The 19,018-nt window shown below is 40.4% G+C and carries 22 protein-coding genes; 17 read left to right on the top strand and 5 right to left on the bottom strand.

What is annotated here, in order from left to right; genetic code table 11:
• Positions 1-567 carry a hypothetical protein gene (locus tag ALE3EI_RS00940; protein ID WP_186989923.1) on the bottom strand — a complete coding sequence of 189 codons (567 nt, stop codon included), beginning with the start codon at positions 565-567 and terminating at the stop codon, positions 1-3.
• Positions 568-719: 152 nt separating this feature from the next.
• Positions 720-908, bottom strand: a complete 189-nt coding sequence (locus ALE3EI_RS00935; RefSeq protein WP_186989922.1) for a hypothetical protein — start codon at positions 906-908, stop codon at positions 720-722.
• Positions 909-1,019: 111 nt separating this feature from the next.
• On the opposite strand from ALE3EI_RS00935, the gene ALE3EI_RS00930 reads away from it, so the two are divergent.
• On the top strand, positions 1,020-1,406 hold the full coding sequence (locus ALE3EI_RS00930; RefSeq protein ID WP_186989920.1) for a pyrophosphohydrolase domain-containing protein: 387 nt from the start codon (positions 1,020-1,022) through the stop codon (positions 1,404-1,406).
• Positions 1,407-1,429: 23 nt separating this feature from the next.
• Here ALE3EI_RS00930 and ALE3EI_RS00925 read toward each other — a convergent pair whose 3' ends face one another.
• Positions 1,430-2,500 carry a branched-chain amino acid aminotransferase gene (locus ALE3EI_RS00925; RefSeq protein WP_186989918.1) on the bottom strand — a complete coding sequence of 357 codons (1,071 nt, stop codon included), beginning with the start codon at positions 2,498-2,500 and terminating at the stop codon, positions 1,430-1,432.
• A 111-nt stretch (positions 2,501-2,611) separates the two neighbouring features.
• On the opposite strand from ALE3EI_RS00925, the gene ALE3EI_RS00920 reads away from it, so the two are divergent.
• From ALE3EI_RS00920 to ALE3EI_RS00910, 3 genes are all read left to right on the top strand, one after another.
• Entirely contained in the window at positions 2,612-3,142 is a 531-nt protein-coding gene (locus ALE3EI_RS00920) for a DUF4920 domain-containing protein (protein ID WP_186989917.1), read from the top strand.
• A gap of 3 nt (positions 3,143-3,145) precedes the next feature.
• Positions 3,146-3,814 (top strand): tRNA (5-methylaminomethyl-2-thiouridine)(34)-methyltransferase MnmD, encoded by a 669-nt coding sequence (mnmD, locus tag ALE3EI_RS00915; protein WP_186989915.1) that lies wholly within the window; start codon positions 3,146-3,148, stop codon positions 3,812-3,814.
• Positions 3,815-4,179: 365 nt separating this feature from the next.
• A complete protein-coding gene (locus tag ALE3EI_RS00910; protein ID WP_186989913.1) occupies positions 4,180-5,082 on the top strand; it encodes a TIGR01777 family oxidoreductase in 903 nt (300 codons plus the stop codon).
• Positions 5,083-5,134: 52 nt separating this feature from the next.
• On the opposite strand, the gene ALE3EI_RS00905 is transcribed toward ALE3EI_RS00910, so the two are convergent.
• Positions 5,135-5,803: a YceI family protein gene (locus ALE3EI_RS00905; RefSeq protein WP_186989911.1), complete on the bottom strand. Its 669-nt coding sequence runs from the start codon at positions 5,801-5,803 to the stop codon at positions 5,135-5,137.
• Positions 5,804-5,960: 157 nt separating this feature from the next.
• Here ALE3EI_RS00905 and ALE3EI_RS00900 point away from each other — a divergent pair, with 157 nt between their 5' ends.
• The 10 genes from ALE3EI_RS00900 to ALE3EI_RS00855 all read left to right on the top strand — a co-directional run bounded on the left by ALE3EI_RS00900 (position 5,961) and on the right by ALE3EI_RS00855 (position 16,219).
• The gene (locus tag ALE3EI_RS00900; RefSeq protein ID WP_186989909.1) at positions 5,961-6,515 is read left to right on the top strand and encodes a nucleotide exchange factor GrpE; all 555 of its coding nucleotides are present in this window, start codon (positions 5,961-5,963) and stop codon (positions 6,513-6,515) included.
• Positions 6,516-6,520: 5 nt separating this feature from the next.
• Positions 6,521-7,639: a molecular chaperone DnaJ gene (gene dnaJ / locus ALE3EI_RS00895; protein ID WP_186989907.1), complete on the top strand. Its 1,119-nt coding sequence runs from the start codon at positions 6,521-6,523 to the stop codon at positions 7,637-7,639.
• A gap of 272 nt (positions 7,640-7,911) precedes the next feature.
• The gene (locus ALE3EI_RS00890; protein ID WP_186989906.1) at positions 7,912-8,838 is read left to right on the top strand and encodes an ABC transporter ATP-binding protein; all 927 of its coding nucleotides are present in this window, start codon (positions 7,912-7,914) and stop codon (positions 8,836-8,838) included.
• Positions 8,839-8,847: 9 nt separating this feature from the next.
• Positions 8,848-10,155 carry an ABC transporter permease gene (locus ALE3EI_RS00885; RefSeq protein ID WP_186989904.1) on the top strand — a complete coding sequence of 436 codons (1,308 nt, stop codon included), beginning with the start codon at positions 8,848-8,850 and terminating at the stop codon, positions 10,153-10,155.
• A gap of 6 nt (positions 10,156-10,161) precedes the next feature.
• On the top strand, positions 10,162-11,085 hold the full coding sequence (locus ALE3EI_RS00880; RefSeq protein WP_186989901.1) for a mechanosensitive ion channel family protein: 924 nt from the start codon (positions 10,162-10,164) through the stop codon (positions 11,083-11,085).
• A 13-nt stretch (positions 11,086-11,098) separates the two neighbouring features.
• Positions 11,099-11,992 carry a DUF6268 family outer membrane beta-barrel protein gene (locus ALE3EI_RS00875; RefSeq protein WP_186989899.1) on the top strand — a complete coding sequence of 298 codons (894 nt, stop codon included), beginning with the start codon at positions 11,099-11,101 and terminating at the stop codon, positions 11,990-11,992.
• Positions 11,993-11,994: 2 nt separating this feature from the next.
• A complete protein-coding gene (locus tag ALE3EI_RS00870; protein ID WP_186989897.1) occupies positions 11,995-13,158 on the top strand; it encodes a sigma-54-dependent transcriptional regulator in 1,164 nt (387 codons plus the stop codon).
• A gap of 6 nt (positions 13,159-13,164) precedes the next feature.
• Complete coding sequence (locus ALE3EI_RS00865) at positions 13,165-14,043, top strand: PPK2 family polyphosphate kinase (protein ID WP_186989895.1); 879 nt, start codon at positions 13,165-13,167, stop codon at positions 14,041-14,043.
• 49 nt (positions 14,044-14,092) lie between these two features.
• Positions 14,093-15,505, top strand: coding sequence for a M28 family peptidase (locus ALE3EI_RS00860; protein ID WP_186989893.1), 1,413 nt, complete (start codon positions 14,093-14,095; stop codon positions 15,503-15,505).
• Between the two features lie 3 nt (positions 15,506-15,508).
• On the top strand, positions 15,509-16,219 hold the full coding sequence (locus ALE3EI_RS00855) for a YqjF family protein (RefSeq protein ID WP_186989891.1): 711 nt from the start codon (positions 15,509-15,511) through the stop codon (positions 16,217-16,219).
• Here the strand turns inward: ALE3EI_RS00855 and ALE3EI_RS00850 are convergent.
• Entirely contained in the window at positions 16,216-16,671 is a 456-nt protein-coding gene (locus tag ALE3EI_RS00850; protein ID WP_186989889.1) for a DUF1801 domain-containing protein, read from the bottom strand. The two genes, ALE3EI_RS00855 and ALE3EI_RS00850, sit on opposite strands and share 4 nt — an antisense overlap.
• Positions 16,672-16,747: 76 nt before the next feature.
• On the opposite strand from ALE3EI_RS00850, the gene ALE3EI_RS00845 reads away from it, so the two are divergent.
• Genes ALE3EI_RS00845 through ALE3EI_RS00835 form a run of 3 tightly spaced genes read left to right on the top strand, consistent with a single transcriptional unit; the run spans position 16,748 to position 18,974 of the window.
• Positions 16,748-18,136, top strand: coding sequence for an MATE family efflux transporter (locus ALE3EI_RS00845; RefSeq protein WP_186989887.1), 1,389 nt, complete (start codon positions 16,748-16,750; stop codon positions 18,134-18,136).
• Between the two features lie 48 nt (positions 18,137-18,184).
• Positions 18,185-18,415 (top strand): hypothetical protein, encoded by a 231-nt coding sequence (locus tag ALE3EI_RS00840; protein WP_186989886.1) that lies wholly within the window; start codon positions 18,185-18,187, stop codon positions 18,413-18,415.
• Positions 18,408-18,974 carry a phosphatase PAP2 family protein gene (locus ALE3EI_RS00835; RefSeq protein WP_186989884.1) on the top strand — a complete coding sequence of 189 codons (567 nt, stop codon included), beginning with the start codon at positions 18,408-18,410 and terminating at the stop codon, positions 18,972-18,974. The genes ALE3EI_RS00840 and ALE3EI_RS00835 overlap by 8 nt, the downstream gene beginning before the upstream one ends.
• Positions 18,975-19,018: the final 44 nt, after the last annotated feature.

Raw genomic sequence — 19,018 nt, 5'->3', positions numbered from 1 at the left:
TTATGAGCCGGCTTGTATTTGACATATTTTGGTGCGCAGCGAAGGCTTGTGGAGGTTTGTAACCTGTACTTCCAATTTATCATTTGGGGTAATTTCCGGAATGATTATATTTTGAGAATACTTGACCTGATCATTTTCCGGAGTATTGGCAATACTGTCTATAGATACTTTTAAGACATACCTATAATTGGGATGATCATCGATCAATTCAATATTGGTGATTCCATAAGTTTGTCCGGCAAGACGACGTAAGGTAATATCTTTAAAACCAACATCTTTATAAACATTGGTCTGTACATCTTTTATTCCCTTTATTTTAGATCCAATAACGAAAACATCTCCGGTTTCATCCATTGGAGATTCCACGAATATGGTTTGGAACTTATCGCTATAAGGAGCAGATTCGTCCATTCTTATGGATAAAAAGAACTCATCTTCCACACTCGGTTTTCTATCGGTGCATTCGGTTTGAGGACATTCTTCACATTTTGGAGGGCAATTACTGCAACAACTATTCAGTAAAAGAATACCAAGTAATAAATAAAATACTTTAGAAATGAGTTTCATGATTTTGGTTTTTAAGGTGTTAGCTAAGTTTGTTGTTTTTAATGAAATGGTAAATACCCGATACTGGGTATTTTTATCTAAGTTATAAGGAATGTATCACAACTGCAACTTTTTAGAAGCCCGGAACTTAAAGGACGGCATTTAAATTATAATTATTCCTTCAGCACGGTTTTTATAGCGAGTAAAAGCAAGACAAAAACCAGAAAACCGGCGAGGATCCAAAGGGTTCCTTTATAGTGCTTTTTATGGAGTTTTTTATCTTTTTTATAACTGAAGATCATTAAAATAACAAAGGCAACCAGAAAACATGCAGAGAAAATCCATTGGCTGGTACTAAACATAAATTTGTAGTTTTACACAGGTAAATTTACAATTTTAGTTGGAGTCCTGCGAAGTTTCAGAAAATTTAAGCAGACGGATCGACGAATCATCAAATAAACATTTCAGAAAATATGAAAAACAAAATAGCCGCAGTACATGAATTTCACGATGCCTTCGGATTAGGAATTAAGAATGAACCCACAGCCGATCTTGGTGAGGCTAAAAATTTGTTGCGATACAAACTGATGAGGGAGGAGAATGAAGAATATTTGGAAGCGGCCAATAATAATGATCTCGTTGAAGTTGCAGATGCGCTTGGAGATATGCTTTATATTCTCTGCGGAACCATCATCGAACATGGGATGCAGGAGAAAATAGAGGAAGTTTTTAATGAGATTCAGCGTAGTAATATGAGTAAGCTGGGAGCCGACGGAAAGCCTATTTACCGTGAAGACGGGAAGGTTTTAAAAGGGCCGAATTATTTTAAACCCAATATTGAAAAAATTCTGAACTTGTAAATTGAAATTAGACTTTCTAAAGGTTATAAAACTTTATAACGCCAGTTAAATGGATCTTCGGTTAAGTTATGCTGAATCTCCATAAGTTCCTTTTTAAATTCTGAAGCAAAACTTGGCTCCTGTTTTGGTAATTCATAAAGTGTTTCTTCATAACTGAAAGCGCTCACCGGACTAATAACGGCCGCGGTTCCTGCTCCAAATATTTCTTTTAAGCTTCCGTCTTTCGCTGCGTTTACCAATTCTGAAACCGTTATTTTTCGCACTTCGGTAGTGATATTGTTCTTTTCAGCAATAGCGATCACGCTTTTTCTGGTTATACCGTCAAGGATTCTGTCGTTAGTGGGCGCAGTGATAAGTGTATTATTAATTCGGAAAAAAACATTCATCGTTCCGGCTTCTTCCAAATATTTATGTTCATTCGAATCGGTCCAGATCACTTGTTGAAAACCCTTTTCCCGCGCAAGATTAGTGGGATAAAACTGAGCCCCGTAATTACCTGCGGCTTTGGCAAACCCTACCCCGCCATCGGCTGCTCTGCTATACTGTTGTGCGATCACCACCCTTACTTCTCCAGTATAATAAGCTTGGGCAGGTGACAAGAGGATCATAAATTTATAGGCGTTAGAAGGGGAGGCGGAAACACCCACTTGGGTAGCCATAACGAAAGGACGTATGTACAATGAATTTCCAAGGCCGCTCTTTATCCAATCCTTATCCAGTTCTAAAATCTTATGCATAGCCTCGAAGAAGACATCTTTAGGAAACTCCGGTATTGCCATCCGAACAGACGATTTGTTGATTCGCTTAAGATTTTCTTTAGGTCGGAATAAGAATACTTTGCCATGGTCATCCTTATAGGCTTTCATGCCTTCAAAGACGGCCTGTCCGTAATGAAACACTTTGGCTGCAGGTGATATGGAAATAGGGCCATATGGTTTTATAGTCGGGTTCTGCCAGTTGCCATCGATAAAATCGCATTCGAACATATGATCTGTAAAAACACTTCCGAAGGTGAGGTTGTTAAAATCAACATCATTAATTCTGGAGGAAGATGCTTTGTTTATATGTATTTTCTGCGAAGTGATCAAACTCATTAGGTAGGAATTTTAGGATGTAAAATTACTTAATTTTTTGTCCATAAAAAATCAAAAAAAATGATAAAATTGCAGTATATTAATAGTTATTAAAATTCTGAAATTCAACTTATGAAAAATGTAGTAATCCTTTGTTTGATCGCCATATTTACAGTGGCGTGCAATCAAACAGATAAAAAACAAAACGACGAAAGTGAAATTGAGACCGAATCCATTGCGATGGCGACTGAATATAGCTCAATTGGTGATGAAATTTCAAGTGAGGATGTAATGACAACTGAAGAAATTGCCGAAAAATATAAAAGTATGAAACCGGGCGATACGATTGCTATTACCTTCAAATCTAAAGTAAATGCAGTTTGTCAGAATAAGGGCTGCTGGATGAAAATGGATATGGGTGACGCAGAATCAATGGTGAAGTTTAAGGATTATGGTTTCTTTATGCCTAAGGATCTGGCAGGAGCCGAAGTGATCGTTGGTGGGGTAGCCTTTGTGGAAGAGATGAGTGTTGAAGATCAGCGCCATTTTGCTGAAGACGCAGGAAAATCCAAAGAGGAGATCGCTGCCATCACAGAACCAAAACGAACTTTGTCTTTTATTTCCAACGGGGTCTTAATTCCTGAAGACTACCAAAATCAATAAACGTTGAAACGCGAAATTCTTATTACGGGAGATGGATCGGCGACGATCCGTCTCCCGGAATGGAATGAACAGTACCACTCTAAGCATGGAGCTATAGCTGAAGCGCAACACGTCTTTATTAAATCGGGTTTGGAGTATCTTGTGGGTAACAACAAATCTGAATTAATTGATATTCTTGAGATCGGATTTGGTACCGGATTAAATGCTTTACTTTCCTTGCAGTTCGCAGCTCTACACAATGTCCCAATTCGTTATACTGGAGTAGAAGCCTATCCGGTAGCTATTTCTGAAATTGAGCAACTGAATTATACCGAGTTAACACAGTCATCAAAAGAGGAATTTAAGCAGATTCATACCGTTTCTTGGGAAGAATTTTCAGAGATACACAAAAATTTTTCGCTACGGAAACGAAAACAATTCTTTTCAGAAATAACTGATAAACAGGAATTCGACCTTATTTATTTTGATGCTTTTGGCGCCAGAGTTCAACCGGAACTTTGGGAGGAATCCATATTTAGACGCATGATCGAGGCGCTAAGGCCCAAAGGAGTACTGGTTACCTATTCCGCAAAAGGAAGCGTGCGCAGAGCCATGCAAGCAGTTGGTTTTACGGTAGAACGACTTCCGGGTCCTCCCGGCAAAAGAGAAATGCTGCGGGCTATGAAGTTATAGCAGCATTCGGAATTCTTTTCACATGCTGCGGGCTATGAAGTTATAGCAGCATTCGGAATTCTTTTCACATGCCGCGGGCTATGAAGTTATAGCAGCATTCGGAATTCTTTTCACATGCTGCGGGCTATAAAGTTATAGCAGCATTCGGAATTCTTTTCACATGCTGCGGGCTATGAAGTTATAGCGGCATTCGAAATTCTTTTCACATGCTGCGGGCTATGAAGTTATAGCAGCATTCGGAATTCTTTTCACATGCTGCGGGCTATGAAGTTATAGCATTTCTTAAAAAAATCATTCCTTTGCTAATATTGAGTTAAACCCTTTGACGATCTAGGGACTAATACGTAAATTATGTACAAAAAGCTATGAAGGTATTAATCACCGGAGCTACGGGATTAATTGGTGCGCAATTGGTAAAGTACTGCCATGACGAAAATTATATCGTTCACTATTTAACTACGAGCAAGAATAAGATCGAAACCTTACCCAATTTTAAGGGGTTTTATTGGGACCCATATAAGGGCGAGATAGATACGGCTGCATTTGAAGGAGTGACCGTGATCGTAAATTTGGTGGGAGCGAGTATTTCCAAGAGATGGACCAAATCGTACAAAAAAGTAATTCTCGAGAGCAGAACCAAAACCGCTAATTTGCTCTACGATACTCTTAAAAAAATAAAACATGACGTCAGGCAGTTAATTTCAGCCAGTGGGGTTGGCGTTTATCCGGATTCTAAAACCAAACTGTATTTTGAAAATGAATCGGAAACGGGAAGCGGGTTTCTTGCCGAAGTGGTTTTGGCCTGGGAAGCAGCAGCAGATCAGTTTAAACAATTGGGAATAGATGTTACCAAAGTAAGAACCGGCGTGGTTTTATCCGCAGAGCAGGGAGCATTTCCTAAAATTGTAGCACCAATAGATAAGGGTCTCGGCGCACCTCTAGGTAGTGGTGACCAGTGGATGTCGTGGATTCATTTGGAAGATATTGCTTGTATTTACCTTCAAATGATAAAAAATGAATGGGAAGGGACCTTTAACGCGGTGGCTCCAACCCCGGTAACCAATAATAAAATGACTAGAGAGATCGCCGATAAATTAAACGTAACTTTATGGCTACCAAATGTTCCGTCATTTATTCTGCGGCTCGTTTTGGGCGAAATGGCTACCCTTGTGCTGGACGGACAGCTGGTAAGTTCTAAAAAGATCGAATCTCACGGATATAAATTTCGGTATCACAATATAGAAAGCGCTCTCAAGGAATTGTTATAAAAATATGGGGCGGCCTTTGGCCGCCCCATAATCTTCTTTTTCAAAGCAATTGCTATTCCATTTTTGAAGCGTGTAATTCAACTACTAGTTCCACTTCATCATTGATAAATTTATCACCTAAATTGTCAAAAATTGACTTAGATCCAAAGTTCACGCCCCATTTGGTGCGGTCAATGGTGAAAGGAGCACTCTTTAGAAAAATTTCATCCCCGGGAAATGAAACTGTCGCCGGAAATTCAATATTATGTGTCTGATCCTTTATTGTAAGATTTCCGCTTACCGTGATCTTTCCGTTCTCTCCTGAAACTCCGGTTAATTCGAAAGTAGATTCCGGATATTTAGGAACATTGAAAAAATCACCTTCTTTACCTTCCACAGTACCCTTTAGATGCGCTTCTAGATTGGCCTTCGCTTTACCTTCCAAATCGGTATCGGTAATACTATTCATGTCTATTGTAAATTTTCCTGCTTCTATATCTCGGTTAACGGCAGAAAGCTCTCCGGAAGATAATTTAATGGTTCCTGTATGTGTCGCGGTAGGTTTTTCTCCTTTCCAATTGATTACAGATTTTTCGGTGTTTACGGTATAAGTCACAGCAGCATCACTTGCTTCAACTACTTCTTCAGCTTCACCCAATGTATCGGAATTTTTTTCTTTACACGAAGTAAAACCCGCGAATACAAAAGCAATCAGTGCCAATGTTAAAAATGATCTTTTCATTATTAGTTTTTTAATGGTTAATGATGCAAAAGTATTTAAGCAGGGTTTAAATGTCTCTTAATGTTTTATTAAAAATTAAACTGTGACATTTTGACATTTTATAAGAAATGGCAGTACTTTTGCTCCCCTAACTGAAAATTGAAATTTCGTTCGAGGTATGAGCAAAAAAGATAAGAACAAAGACACAATGACCGAGGAGCAGGTTCAGGAAACGGTGATGGAATCATCCGAGAAGAAGGATTCTAAAAAGAATAAGAAGCAGGACCCGGTAGAATCACTGAAGTTGGAATTGGAACAGGAAAAAGACAGATATTTACGTCTTTTTGCCGAATTTGAAAATTACAAAAAGCGAACGGGTCGCGAACGTATAGAATTTTTTAAAACCGCAAGTCAGGAAGTAATGGTCTCTTTGCTTCCGGTATTGGATGATTTTGATCGCGCCTTAAAGGAGATAGAGCGAACCGAGGACGATGGCCTGTTTAAAGGCGTTGAACTCATTAGCAATAAATTTAGGGAAACCTTAAGAACTAAAGGGTTAAAACCTATTGAAACGAATCAAGGTGATACATTTGATGCCGAAATTCACGAGGCAGTTACTCAGATTCCGGCACCAGATGATTCCTTAAAAGGAAAGATCATCGATGTAATTGAACAGGGATATACGTTAGGTGAAAGGATTATCCGATTCCCAAAAGTAGTGATAGGACAATAGAAAAGATGAAAGACGATTTTTACGATATATTAGGAATCTCAAAAAATGCCTCGGCAGCTGAAATTAAAAAAGCATACCGGAAAAAGGCTATCGAATTCCATCCCGATAAAAACCCCGGGGACGCAAAAGCGGAAGAAATGTTTAAAAAGGCAGCTGAAGCCTACGAGGTTTTAAGCGATCCCGATAAAAAGGCCCGCTATGATCAGTTTGGTCATAAAGCATTCGAAGGTGGTGGTTTTGGCGGAGGCGGAATGAACATGGACGATATTTTCAGTCAGTTTGGGGATATCTTCGGTGGCGCTTTTGGGGGAGGCAATTTTGGAGGATTTAGTGGATTTGGTGGTGGTCAGCGTCGAGTAAAAGGAAGTAACCTTCGTATTCGCGTGAAGTTGACTTTGGAAGAGGTCGCAAACGGCGTTGAGAAAAAGATAAAAGTAAAACGTAAAAAGGTTGCACAGGGTACTACTTTCAAAACCTGTACAACCTGTAACGGTCACGGACAAGTAACACGCATTCAAAATACTATTTTGGGGCGTATGCAAACATCTGCAACCTGTAATGTTTGCGGCGGTAGCGGACAAATGATCGACAAGAAGCCTGCTAATGCCGATGGTGATGGAATGTTGCTTACAGAAGAAACTGTTTCAATAAAAATACCGGCCGGTGTAGTAGACGGAATGCAATTAAAGGTTTCCGGAAAAGGAAATGAAGCTCCCGGTGGTAACGGAATCGCCGGTGATCTTTTGGTTGCTATTGAAGAAATTCCTCATGCATCACTTCAGCGTGAAGGAGATAATTTACACAACGATCTATATATCAGTTTTTCTGAAGCAGCCTTGGGAACCTCCAAAGAAATTGACACGGTTACCGGAAAGGTGCGTATAAAGATCGAACCCGGAACCCAAAGCGGAAAGATACTTCGACTTAGAAACAAAGGTATTCCGTCTATTAACAGCTACGGAACCGGTGACCTTTTGGTTCATGTGAATGTATGGACCCCCAGATCACTTAGTAAGGAACAAAAGGAATTTTTTGAGCGTATGAAGGACGACGAGCATTTTCAACCGAGACCGGAAAAAGAAGACAAATCTTTCTTCGAAAAAGTGAAAGATATGTTTTCTTAACAAAAGGTTAATTTTTAAAATAATTTGTATATATTTGAGTGTCACTAATCTTTTAGTGATAATTTTTCTTTTTCATAGCAATTTTTTTCCCACCCTTCAATTTATTGAGGGTGGGTTTTGTTGTTTTAGGACTTTTCCATTGTTTTTTCTTTAGTAACACGGCAATGTTGTAACATATGTTCCGATTTTCAGACTTACTTTGAGAAATTAGTCGGTTTGAATCTAGCCGTTCTTTAGCATTTCAATATCTTTACAATCAGTAAAAAAACAGCATGGAAAACCTTTTGGTGGCCTCCAATGTATCCAAGAATTTTGGAAATTTCAAGGCCCTTAACGACATCTCAATATCGGTTCCCAAAGGCAGTATTTTTGGCCTACTGGGACCCAATGGAGCGGGAAAGACCACCTTTATCCGTATCATTAATCAAATCACTATGCCGGATATCGGAACTGTTGTCTTGGATGGGGAGCATTTAAAACCCGATCATATCAGGTATATTGGTTATTTGCCCGAAGAACGCGGCCTCTACAAGTCTATGAAGGTAGGGGAGCAAGCCTTGTATCTGGCGCAACTTAAAGGACTCTCTAAACAGGATGCTAAACAAAAATTAAAGTATTGGTTCGACAGGCTTGACATTGGAGACTGGTGGAATAAAAAAATTCAGGAATTGTCTAAAGGAATGGCGCAGAAGATACAGTTTGTGGTAACCGTCCTTCACGAACCCAAACTTCTCATTTTCGATGAACCCTTTAGTGGCTTCGATCCAATAAACGCAAATCTTATCAAGGATGAGATCCTTCGATTGCGGGATCAGGGTGCAACGGTGATCTTCTCTACACACAGAATGGAATCGGTAGAGGAAATGTGTGATCATATCGCCCTAATTCATAAATCCAATAAAATACTCGATGGAAAATTGTTGGATATTAAAAGAGCTTATAAATCCAATACTTTCGAAATTGGTCTTACCACAGATACACCCGATCTGGTTTCGGCACAATTGCACGAAAAATTTGAATTGTTCCCCGCCAGTTTCAAGAGTATTAACGATGAGCTTCAGTATAGAATAAAGATAGCGGAGAACGCTTCCGCAAACGATCTTGTGAACTATCTCACATCAAAAGGAAACCTTACACATTTTGTAGAGGTGATTCCTTCAGCAAATGATATATTCATAGAAACCGTGAATAAAAACTAAGACTTTACTATGAACCACCTTTCCCTTATAATTAAAAGAGAATATCTGAATAAGGTCCGTAATAAGTCCTTTATTATTATGACGTTTTTAAGCCCACTTATCATGGTGGGTATATTTACCTTGGTTGCCTATCTATCACAACTCAACAACGACAAGATTCGCACTATTTCAGTTTTAGATGAAAGCGGACTCTTTGCAGACCAGTTTGAGAGCACAGCCGGGTTAACCTACCATGTTCTTTCAGATATATCGCTTTCCGAAGCAAAACAGAAAACTCAGGAATCTGAAGAATACGGGTTGTTGTACATTCCGAAGACCAACACGGTTGAAGAACTAGCCGAAGCAATTACTTTTTATTCTGAAGATTCCCCGTCATTACTTGTGATGGACGATATTGAAGATGCCATAGAGCAAAAGGCAAATAATATAAAACTGAAGGAAGTGGGTATTGACGCTGAGACAATTAGATCACTTCGTATCAAAATAGATACAAATCTGGAAACTTTTCAAGGGCAGGAAACATCTAAATTAGGATCGGGACTGAAACTTATATTTGGTGGGGCTGCAGGATACCTATTGTTTATGTTCATTATCATTTACGGCAATATGATCATGCGTTCGGTCATTGAAGAAAAGACCAGCCGAATCATTGAAGTGATCATATCGTCGGTAAAACCGGTAAAACTGCTTTTGGGTAAGATCTTTGGCACTTCACTGGCAGGGATCACGCAGTTTTTGGCATGGGTCATCCTGTTGACGGTTTTCAGTGCTGTCATTACTTCAATTTTTAACATCGACCCTTCAGCAATATCAACACCGCAGCAACAAATGGTTCAGACGGATGCAGGAGGCATGGAAAATATTATTTCGGAAGTATTTCTGGAAATTAACAATATGCCCATTCTCAATCTTATCATAATGTTCGTTCTCTTCTTTATAGGAGGATATCTACTATATGCTTCGCTGTACGCAGCGATAGGAGCGGCTGTGGACAGCGAAACCGATACTCAGCAATTTATGCTTCCAATACTTATGCCATTAATATTAGCGGTTTATGTTGGTTTCTTTACAGTGATTGAGAATCCACACGGCACCGTATCCCAGGTATTTTCTTATATTCCTTTTACATCACCCGTAGTCATGCTTATGCGAATTCCCTTTGGCGTCCCGCTATGGCAACAAATTCTTTCATTAGTAATTTTATTTGCTACATTTATAGGAACCGTATGGATAGCTGCAAAAATTTATCGTGTCGGAATTTTAATGTACGGCAAAAAGCCCAGCTACAAGGAACTTATTAAGTGGATTAAATACTAAATACCCGTGCAAGAAGAAGTTACTGATAAAATCACTGATGTCGTCAAAGATGATATATGGGGAGCCATAAAGGACTTCTTGAATTGGGGTTTTTCCTTTGGAAAAGAAGATAACCAAATTGAAATAACAGTTGGTTTACTGCTGCTTATAGCTCTGTCCTTTTTTATTGCCAGCTTACTGTTGAAACTTATGAGACGTCTGTTTACCCGAAAGATGGGGGAAACAGATAAATTAAAGTTCATAAGCGTTTTCAAATTTATCAAGTACGTTACCTATATCGTTGTTGTTTTCGCAGTCCTCAGTTTTGCCGGAGTCAATATTACACCCTTTCTAGCAGCTTCCGCTGCCCTCCTGGTAGGTGTAGGATTAGCCCTACAGGATTTATTTCAGGACGTCATAGGCGGAATCTTTATTATCGTCGATAAATCCTTGTTAGTGGGCGATATTATTGAGGTTGATAGTAAAGTAGGTAGGGTGATCGACATTAAGTTACGTACAACCCGTGCGATTACCAGAGATGATAAAATTATCATAATTCCTAACCATAAGTTCATCACAGACTCTATCTTTAACTATACGCAAAACAGAAAGACCACCCGGGAAAAAGTTTCGGTTGGCGTTGCGTACGGGAGTGACACCCGAAAAGTGGAAAAATTATTGCTATTAAGTGTTGATCAGCAAAAAGGCGTTTTAAAATCACCAAAGCCCTTCGTTTTGTTTGAAGATTTTGGGGATTCAGCCTTGATGTTCGGCGTTTATTTCTTTATTACCGATAGTTTTATTGATCCCTCAATAAAGAGTGAGATTCGATTCAGAATCGATTCTTTATTTAGAGAGAATAATATTACGATTCCATTTCCACAACGGGATGTACACTTATTTACTAATCAAATTAAAGAAGATCCGTCCAGTAATATGTCGGTGGACTGATCGGGAGAAAATAATGATGAAATTGCGTTTATTAAGTATGGTATGTTTTGGTTTGTTGTTCGGAACTGCGGTTTCGCAGACTACAGACCTTGCGAGGATCGAATATTTACACATCCCTTTTTCGAATTCTAACAATTCAATAGATCGTTACAGGGCATTGGTGCAGGCACCTATTCCGCTTCAGGTAGGTTCGGGACAATTTCTTGTCATTGGGCTCGAATACCGCAATCACCAAATCAATATTGGAGAACCGGTTCCATTCGATCCGAATGTTGTTAAATCGATTCAGAATATGGAAGCGTATCTGGGTTACACCTTCAAACTAAACGAAGACTGGCGCCTTGGATTTAAAGGGGGGATACGAATAGCTTCGAATCTGGAACATAAGATCATGAGCGACGACATTATCTATCTCGCTGCTGCTTATGCGATTCTCGATAAGAAAAATGACAAAGAGGAAAAACCGTATCGCTGGATCATCGGACTAAATTATTCAACCACACCGGGACGCAGTTACCCCTTGCCGTTGATCAACTATTACCGTGAATTTCATCCGCAGTGGACCTATACACTCGGAGTCCCTAAAACCAATATTCGTCATTACATCAACACCAGTAAAAAAGATGCTTTTCAGGCGTTTGTGACGCTAGATAATTTCTTCGGAAACATTCAGGATAATATAGTTATACAAGGAAACCCGGTAGTGGCTGAAAATATTTCTATGACCAATGTCCTTACCGGAATTGGATACGAACATTACTTTACCGAACATTTATTACTGTACGTGTACGGGGCTCACACCATATACAACGAGTTCAGACTAAGAGATAATAACAGGGAAACAGCCTATATTATCGATGACGCAAATTCGTTTTACCTTCGTACAGGTCTAAAATTTAAATTCTAAGGATGCCAAAAATACTGATCATTGAAGATGAAGCCGCGATTAGACGCGTACTAGTTAAAATACTCAGCGAAGAAAGTGATACCTATGAAGTCTCTGAGGCCGAAGATGGTCTGGCAGGGATAGATCTTATCAAAAAAGATGATTTCGATCTGGTACTTTGTGATATAAAAATGCCTAAAATGGACGGAGTGGAAGTTCTGGAGGCTTTAAAAAAGCTAAAGCCGGAAACTCCTATTGTCATGATTTCTGGTCATGGCGATCTCGATACCGCAGTTAATACGATGCGTTTGGGAGCCTTCGATTATATTTCCAAACCTCCTGATTTGAACCGGCTCCTCAATACGGTTAGGATCGCACTGGATCGAAAAGAGCTGGTGGTTGAAAACACACGACTGAAGAAAAAAGTTAGTAAGAACTATGAGATGATCGGCGAATCCGAAGGGATCGTGCAGATCAAAGATATGATCGAAAAGGTCGCACCTACAGAAGCCCGGGTGCTTATTACAGGTCCGAATGGTACAGGTAAGGAACTTGTTGCACATTGGTTGCACCAAAAAAGTGAACGCTCTAAAGGACCGATGATCGAAGTGAATTGTGCTGCAATTCCGGGAGAACTTATTGAGAGTGAACTTTTTGGTCATGTAAAAGGTGCCTTTACATCTGCCAATAAAGATAGAGCCGGTAAATTTGAAGCTGCAAACGGCGGAACTATTTTCCTCGATGAGGTGGGTGATATGAGCCTTTCGGCACAGGCAAAAGTATTAAGAGCCCTTCAAGAAAATAAAGTACAGCGGGTAGGAAGTGATAAGGACATTAAAGTTGATGTAAGGGTGGTTACCGCGACCAACAAAGACCTGAAAAAGGAAATTGAAGAAGGTAATTTCAGAGAAGACCTGTATCACCGTCTGGCTGTGATCCTTATTAAAGTCCCTCCCTTAAACGAACGCCGGCAGGATATTCCTTTGCTTATCGATTATTTTTCCCAGAAAATTGCCGAAGAGCACGGTACCGCAAAAAAAGGCTTTTCTGCCAAGGCGATTAAATTGTTACAGGAATACGACTGGACCGGAAACATACGGGAATTGCGCAATGTAGTTGAACGTCTTATAATACTCGGAGGAAGCGAAGTGAGCGAACAGGATGTTAAGCTGTTTGCCTCAAAATAAAATATTATGAAGGAAATTCGAATTTCAGACTATAAAGTTGAAAATCATCTCAAGCTTTCAGAAGCTAAAACCAACGTGGATCTCAATGCTGATAAAAAGCAACTGGAAAATGCTCTGGAGGATACACGAAAGCAACTAGGGAAACTTCAGGATACCCTATACGCCCATGGAAAATACGCCGTACTCGTATGTTTACAAGGCATGGATACTGCCGGTAAAGACAGCCTAATTCGTGAAGTCTTTAAGGACTTTAATGCCCGCGGGGTGGTCGTGCACAGTTTTAAGGTTCCTACCGAATTGGAACGGAAACACGACTATATCTGGAGACATTACATCGCATTGCCCGCCAGAGGTAAATTTGGTGTGTTTAATCGGACCCACTACGAAAATGTGTTAGTGACACGCGTTCATCCGGGATACATTTTAGGAGAGAATCTGCCCGAAGTACACAGTACTGAAGACATTAATGAAAGGTTCTGGGATAAGCGTTTCGAACAGATCAACAATTTTGAAAAGACCATTGCACAAAACGGAACCATCATATTTAAATTCTTCCTTAACCTCTCCAAAGAAGAACAAAAGAATCGCCTTATTCGTCGCCTCAACAAACCCAACAAGAATTGGAAATTTTCTCCGGGAGATCTTGATGAGCGTGAACTCTGGGATACATATATGCACTGTTATGAAGACGCCATCAACCGTACTTCCAAACCCCATGCACCGTGGTACGCTATTCCTTCAGACGATAAGCCTGCAGCCCGATTGATCGTGGCTCATATTCTTCTTGAAGAATTAAAAAAATATGACGATATTAAAGAGCCCGAACTGGATCCTGAGATAAAAGCTAAAATTTCTGAATATAAAGAACGTTTACAATCTGAATAACTATTGTGTTTTCTTCTGAATAAACAGAAGCACTTTTTAATTTTTCATTATGAAGCAACTCTTAGCCCTGTTTTTTATTTCTTTATTTTTTTCTGAAACATATTCCCAAAAGGTAAATACCCAGGATTCCCTTACTATCCGAAGCATCTACGATATGGCTTTGCTCAACGGCAAAAGTTATGAATGGCTGGATTATCTCTCCAACGAGATTGGCGGACGACTTTCGGGATCCATACAAGCAGAGCAGGCTGTAAAATATACGGAGGCCGAACTCAACAAACTTGGTTTGGACAAGGTCTGGCTTCAACCGGTCATGGTGCCCAAATGGACACGAGGTTTCAAGGAATACGCCTATATCGAAACAGCACCGGGAACTTCTACTGTAGCCAATATTTGCGCTCTGGGCGGATCTGTGGCTACTAACGATCTGGGACTAAAAGCTGAAGTGATCGAAGTACAGGGGATTGAAGACCTTGCCCGATACGGAAGAGCGCAAATTGAAGGGAAGATCGTATTCTATAACAGACCCATGCGTGCCGATCTTATTCATACCTTTGAAGCCTATGGCGGTTGTGTGGATCAGCGCTATTCCGGAGCTTTGGAAGCTGCACAATACGGTGCCGTAGGGGTGATCGTCCGTTCTATGACCCTGAGATTAGACGATTTTCCACATACCGGAACCATGTCCTATGGAGATCTCCCGGCAGACAAACGAATCCCTGCCTGTGCAATTAGTACCAATGGTGCCGAATATCTAAGCAGCGCATTAAAGATAAAACCCGATCTTAAATTTTACTTTAAACAGAATTGTAAAGTATATCCCGACGTACAGTCCTATAATGTGGTAGGAGAGATCACGGGCTCAAAATATCCTAATAAATACATAGTGGTGGGTGGACACCTCGATTCCTGGGATCTGGGCGACGGATCGCATGACGATGGTGCCGGCTGTGTGCAATCCATGGAGGTCCTTCGATTGTTTAAACAGATAAAATATAAACCGGAACACAGTATAAGAGTGGTGTTGTTTATGAATGAAGAGAACGGATTGAGAGGTGGAAATAAATATGCTGAGAATGCCCGCCTTAAAAATGAACAACACATTTTCGCCCTCGAAAGTGACGCGGGCGGATTCACACCCCGTGGTTTCTCTTTCGATACAGACGATGCCAATTTTGAACAAATCCTAAGTTGGAAACCCTTGTTTAAACCTTACCTTATTCACTATTTTGAAAAGGGCGGCAGCGGAGCAGATATTGGTCCCCTCAAAGGCAATGCGCCGGTTTTGGCGGGGCTCAGACCCGACAGTCAGCGGTATTTCGATTACCATCATGCCGAAAGTGATACCTTCGATGCCGTAAACAAACGCGAACTGGAATTGGGTGGCGCTACCATGGCAAGTCTAATTTACCTTATTGATAAATACGGGGTTGTAAACGAAGTAAGTGATATCAAAAATTAAAATGTGAGTTTTTTAAAAGCAGAATGGAGGAGATTGGCCATAGCAAATTACGTGGTCGATCCCTCGGTGCTTTTACCTTATCTGCCCTATAAAACCGAACTCGATCTCTGGAATTCCAAATGCTACATTAGCTTAGTGGGATTTCTTTTTAAAAATACCCGTGTTCTGGGGGTTAAGTTTCCGTTCCACACAGATTTTGAAGAAGTAAACCTGCGATTCTATGTAACGTACAAAACCGGACACAATACCAAAAGAGGGGTGGTGTTTATTAAAGAGATCGTTCCAAAACGCGCCATTACTTTTATCGCAAATACATTTTATAAGGAGCACTATGAAACGAGAAAGATGAATCACCTCTGGATGCTTCAGAAGGACGGCCTTCGCACTTCATACGGCGTCAAAAACCGGGATATATGGCATACCATTGACCTGCTTTCAGAAAAAACTTCAGAAAAAATTATTCCGAATTCAGAAGAAGAATTTATAACCGAACATTATTGGGGCTATAGTAGAATTGGTAAAACCAAAACCGTGGAATACGAAGTAACACATCCTAAATGGGAAATTTACCCGGTTAAGGAATACTCTGTCGATTTCAATTTTAAAACGATTTACGGTAGGGACTTTGCATTTTTAAATACAATGGAACCTACATCGGTAATGTTAGCAGAAGGTTCGGTGATAACCGTCGAAAATAAACGGATCATCCACTAATTTTTAATTACGCTTTCGTATTTCTTTACCCAGTCTTCCGGTGTCATTTTTGAAGCAAGTTCACCCAGCAATTCATAAGGGATTTTATTCATATTCTTAAAGCGAATACAGCTTTTACCCATATCCAGTTTATTAGAAACATACTTCGGATATTCGTCGGTAAACCATTTCAATAATTCCGGATCACTGTAAATTCCCATATGATAGAAACCAATATGATTCTTTTGTGACGCCAGACTTATAAACGGCAAGGGCGTGGTGGGATCGCAATGGTAACCATCGGGATAAATTGAATGCGGAACCACATAGCCTATCATTCCGTATCCCATGGTTTCCTGAAACCCATCGGGCAGGTTATCCAATATTGTTTTTCGCAATTTGGAAATAACTTCCTTACGGTCTTCAGGAAGCTCATTAATATATTCTTCGGGTGTTTTCGCCTTGGATTGCATACTTTAAAATTTTACGGAAAGTTATAAAATTTTGAACCAATATGGTTTACTACCTTTGCACTTTATAATTGCGCCCTTGACCCTATCAGACTACACAAAGGAGTTTAAGTATAATATCTCACTGGCGACGCCGGTTATCTTGGGTATGCTCGGCCATACGCTGGTTGCATTGGTGGATAATATCATGGTAGGGCAGCTGGGAACTGCCGAATTGGCCGCAGTTTCACTCGGGAACAGTTTTATGTTTATCGCCATGTCTCTAGGTATCGGTTTTTCAACCGCAATCACACCATTGGTCGCCGAAGCAGACAGCGAAGGAAATTTCAGGAAAGGGAAATCGGCATTCAAGCACGGGTTATTCCTGTGTACCGTGTTGAGTATTGCATTGTTCCTTATGGTATTTATCGCCAAACCGCTAATGTACTATATGAAACAGCCTCCTGAAGTGGTAGATCTGGCGATGCCGTACTTGAATCTGGTGGCGATCTCTTTAATTCCTCTTATTATTTTTCAGGCGTTTAAGCAATTTAGTGATGGCTTGTCGTTAACAAAATACCCCATGTATGCGACAATTGCTGCGAACGTGGTTAACGTAATGCTAAATTATGTGTTCATTTTCGGTAAGTTTGGTTTTCCGCAACTTGGTCTCGTTGGTGCCGCTATTGGTACCCTCGCTTCCCGGCTTATCATGGTGGGATATCTGTGGTATATGCTGTCACAGCATCACAAATCGAGAGAATATGTACTTCACATCAGGATATTCGATCTTACTAAGAATATGCTGAAGAAGATCCTGAACCTGGGATTCCCTTCGGCCCTACAGATGTTTTTTGAAGTTGCCATTTTTACTGCCGCCATCTGGCTCTCGGGGATCCTTGGTAAAAACCCACAAGCGGCAAATCAGATCGCTTTAAATCTATCCTCCATGACCTTTATGGTTGCCATGGGCTTTAGTGTAGCCGCCATGATTCGAGTAGGTAATCAAAAGGGTCTAAAACGATTTAAGGAGTTGCGACGAATTGCATTCTCGATTTTTCTGGTAACGACCTTGTTCGCTGTGGTTTTTGCGATCTTCTTTATGATCTTTAATACCAGTTTGCCAAAATTGTACCTTGATTATGACGATACCGCCAATTTTACCGATAACTTTCAGGTGGTTTCGATAGCAGCAAAACTCATGCTTATCGCAGCTGTGTTTCAGATTAGTGATGCTATTCAGGTAGTTGCCCTGGGCGTATTGCGAGGGATGCAGGATGTAAAGATCCCTACACTTATCACTTTTATTGCGTACTGGCTGATAGGGTTCCCTATTTCCTTTTATTTGAGTATGTACGGCGATTACGGCAGCTCCGGGATTTGGATAGGTCTGCTCGCGGGATTAACGGTTTCAGCAGTACTTCTATCTGTGCGATTTAATTATTTGTCCAAAAGACAAATTGCCCTCTCCGAGGCCGATGAGAGCTAATGGTGCTACTTTCTGATTTTCCTCGTATTTTAGCATAAAATTTATTTCATGAATATTCCAAAGTACCTTCTTGGAGATAATACCGATCATCCCGATGCGATCTTTGTGATCCATACCGACTTTCCTCGTTTTATCATCGACCTGGCAACCGATGAGGTGGAATGGCTCGAAGAATTTGACAATCACGACCAGAAAGAATTGGAAACTGAAGCCGAAAATTACATCCGGGAGGCCACTCAATTCTATGACCGGGAAGTAGCGCGCTACGAAAATGATTGAGGAATTACTTAAATACGATACACAACTCTTTCTTTTTCTCAATAATCTGGGAACAGATTCCTGGGACGGTTTCTGGCTCATCGTCACCGAAAAATGGTCTTCCATCCCCATTTATTTTATTTTACTTGTCCTTATCTACAAGGAATTCGGTTTAAAAGCAACCCTTGTGATCCTTGTTACTGTCGCATTAATGATCACCACCACCGATCAATTGGCAAATTTATTCAAATACGGACTCGAACGACCCAGACCGTGTCGTGTAGAAAGTCTTCAGGATTCAATGCGATTCGTCGCAAAGGGTTGTGGCCGATTTGGATTTTTTTCGGCACACGCGGCCAGTTCTATGGCGGCTGCGGTATTCCTAGGCCTCCTATTGCGCCATAAGTACTATTACTTGCCGTTTCTTCTGCTCCTTTGGGCTGTAATGACAGCCTATAGTCGGCTCTATCTTGGCGTTCATTATCCGTTAGACCTTATCGTTGGAATGTGTTTCGGTAGTGGTATCGGTTTCCTTTTCTATAAACTGCAGGCGCTGGTGCGACGCAAGCTTGTAAAATAGTTCTTTGTTCTCTTTATTGGGTGTGTCCTCCTTCGCTATACATA

Source organism: Constantimarinum furrinae, assembly GCF_014295415.1.
Lineage (GTDB): Bacteria > Bacteroidota > Bacteroidia > Flavobacteriales > Flavobacteriaceae > Constantimarinum > Constantimarinum furrinae.
This window is presented reverse-complemented; position numbering and strand designations above follow the sequence as displayed.

Excerpts from the sequence above, each read along its gene's own strand:
- ALE3EI_RS00940 (WP_186989923.1), bottom strand. The coding sequence starts at position 567 with ATGAAACTCATTTCTAAAGTATTTTATTTATTACTTGGTATTCTTTTA.
- ALE3EI_RS00935 (WP_186989922.1), bottom strand. The coding sequence starts at position 908 with ATGTTTAGTACCAGCCAATGGATTTTCTCTGCATGTTTTCTGGTTGCC.
- ALE3EI_RS00930 (WP_186989920.1), top strand. The coding sequence starts at position 1,020 with ATGAAAAACAAAATAGCCGCAGTACATGAATTTCACGATGCCTTCGGA.
- ALE3EI_RS00925 (WP_186989918.1), bottom strand. The coding sequence starts at position 2,500 with ATGAGTTTGATCACTTCGCAGAAAATACATATAAACAAAGCATCTTCC.
- ALE3EI_RS00920 (WP_186989917.1), top strand. The coding sequence starts at position 2,612 with ATGAAAAATGTAGTAATCCTTTGTTTGATCGCCATATTTACAGTGGCG.
- ALE3EI_RS00910 (WP_186989913.1), top strand. The coding sequence starts at position 4,180 with ATGAAGGTATTAATCACCGGAGCTACGGGATTAATTGGTGCGCAATTG.
- ALE3EI_RS00905 (WP_186989911.1), bottom strand. The coding sequence starts at position 5,803 with ATGAAAAGATCATTTTTAACATTGGCACTGATTGCTTTTGTATTCGCG.
- ALE3EI_RS00900 (WP_186989909.1), top strand. The coding sequence starts at position 5,961 with ATGAGCAAAAAAGATAAGAACAAAGACACAATGACCGAGGAGCAGGTT.
- dnaJ (WP_186989907.1), top strand. The coding sequence starts at position 6,521 with ATGAAAGACGATTTTTACGATATATTAGGAATCTCAAAAAATGCCTCG.
- ALE3EI_RS00890 (WP_186989906.1), top strand. The coding sequence starts at position 7,912 with ATGGAAAACCTTTTGGTGGCCTCCAATGTATCCAAGAATTTTGGAAAT.
- ALE3EI_RS00885 (WP_186989904.1), top strand. The coding sequence starts at position 8,848 with ATGAACCACCTTTCCCTTATAATTAAAAGAGAATATCTGAATAAGGTC.
- ALE3EI_RS00875 (WP_186989899.1), top strand. The coding sequence starts at position 11,099 with ATGATGAAATTGCGTTTATTAAGTATGGTATGTTTTGGTTTGTTGTTC.
- ALE3EI_RS00870 (WP_186989897.1), top strand. The coding sequence starts at position 11,995 with ATGCCAAAAATACTGATCATTGAAGATGAAGCCGCGATTAGACGCGTA.
- ALE3EI_RS00865 (WP_186989895.1), top strand. The coding sequence starts at position 13,165 with ATGAAGGAAATTCGAATTTCAGACTATAAAGTTGAAAATCATCTCAAG.
- ALE3EI_RS00860 (WP_186989893.1), top strand. The coding sequence starts at position 14,093 with ATGAAGCAACTCTTAGCCCTGTTTTTTATTTCTTTATTTTTTTCTGAA.
- ALE3EI_RS00850 (WP_186989889.1), bottom strand. The coding sequence starts at position 16,671 with ATGCAATCCAAGGCGAAAACACCCGAAGAATATATTAATGAGCTTCCT.
- ALE3EI_RS00840 (WP_186989886.1), top strand. The coding sequence starts at position 18,185 with ATGAATATTCCAAAGTACCTTCTTGGAGATAATACCGATCATCCCGAT.
- ALE3EI_RS00835 (WP_186989884.1), top strand. The coding sequence starts at position 18,408 with ATGATTGAGGAATTACTTAAATACGATACACAACTCTTTCTTTTTCTC.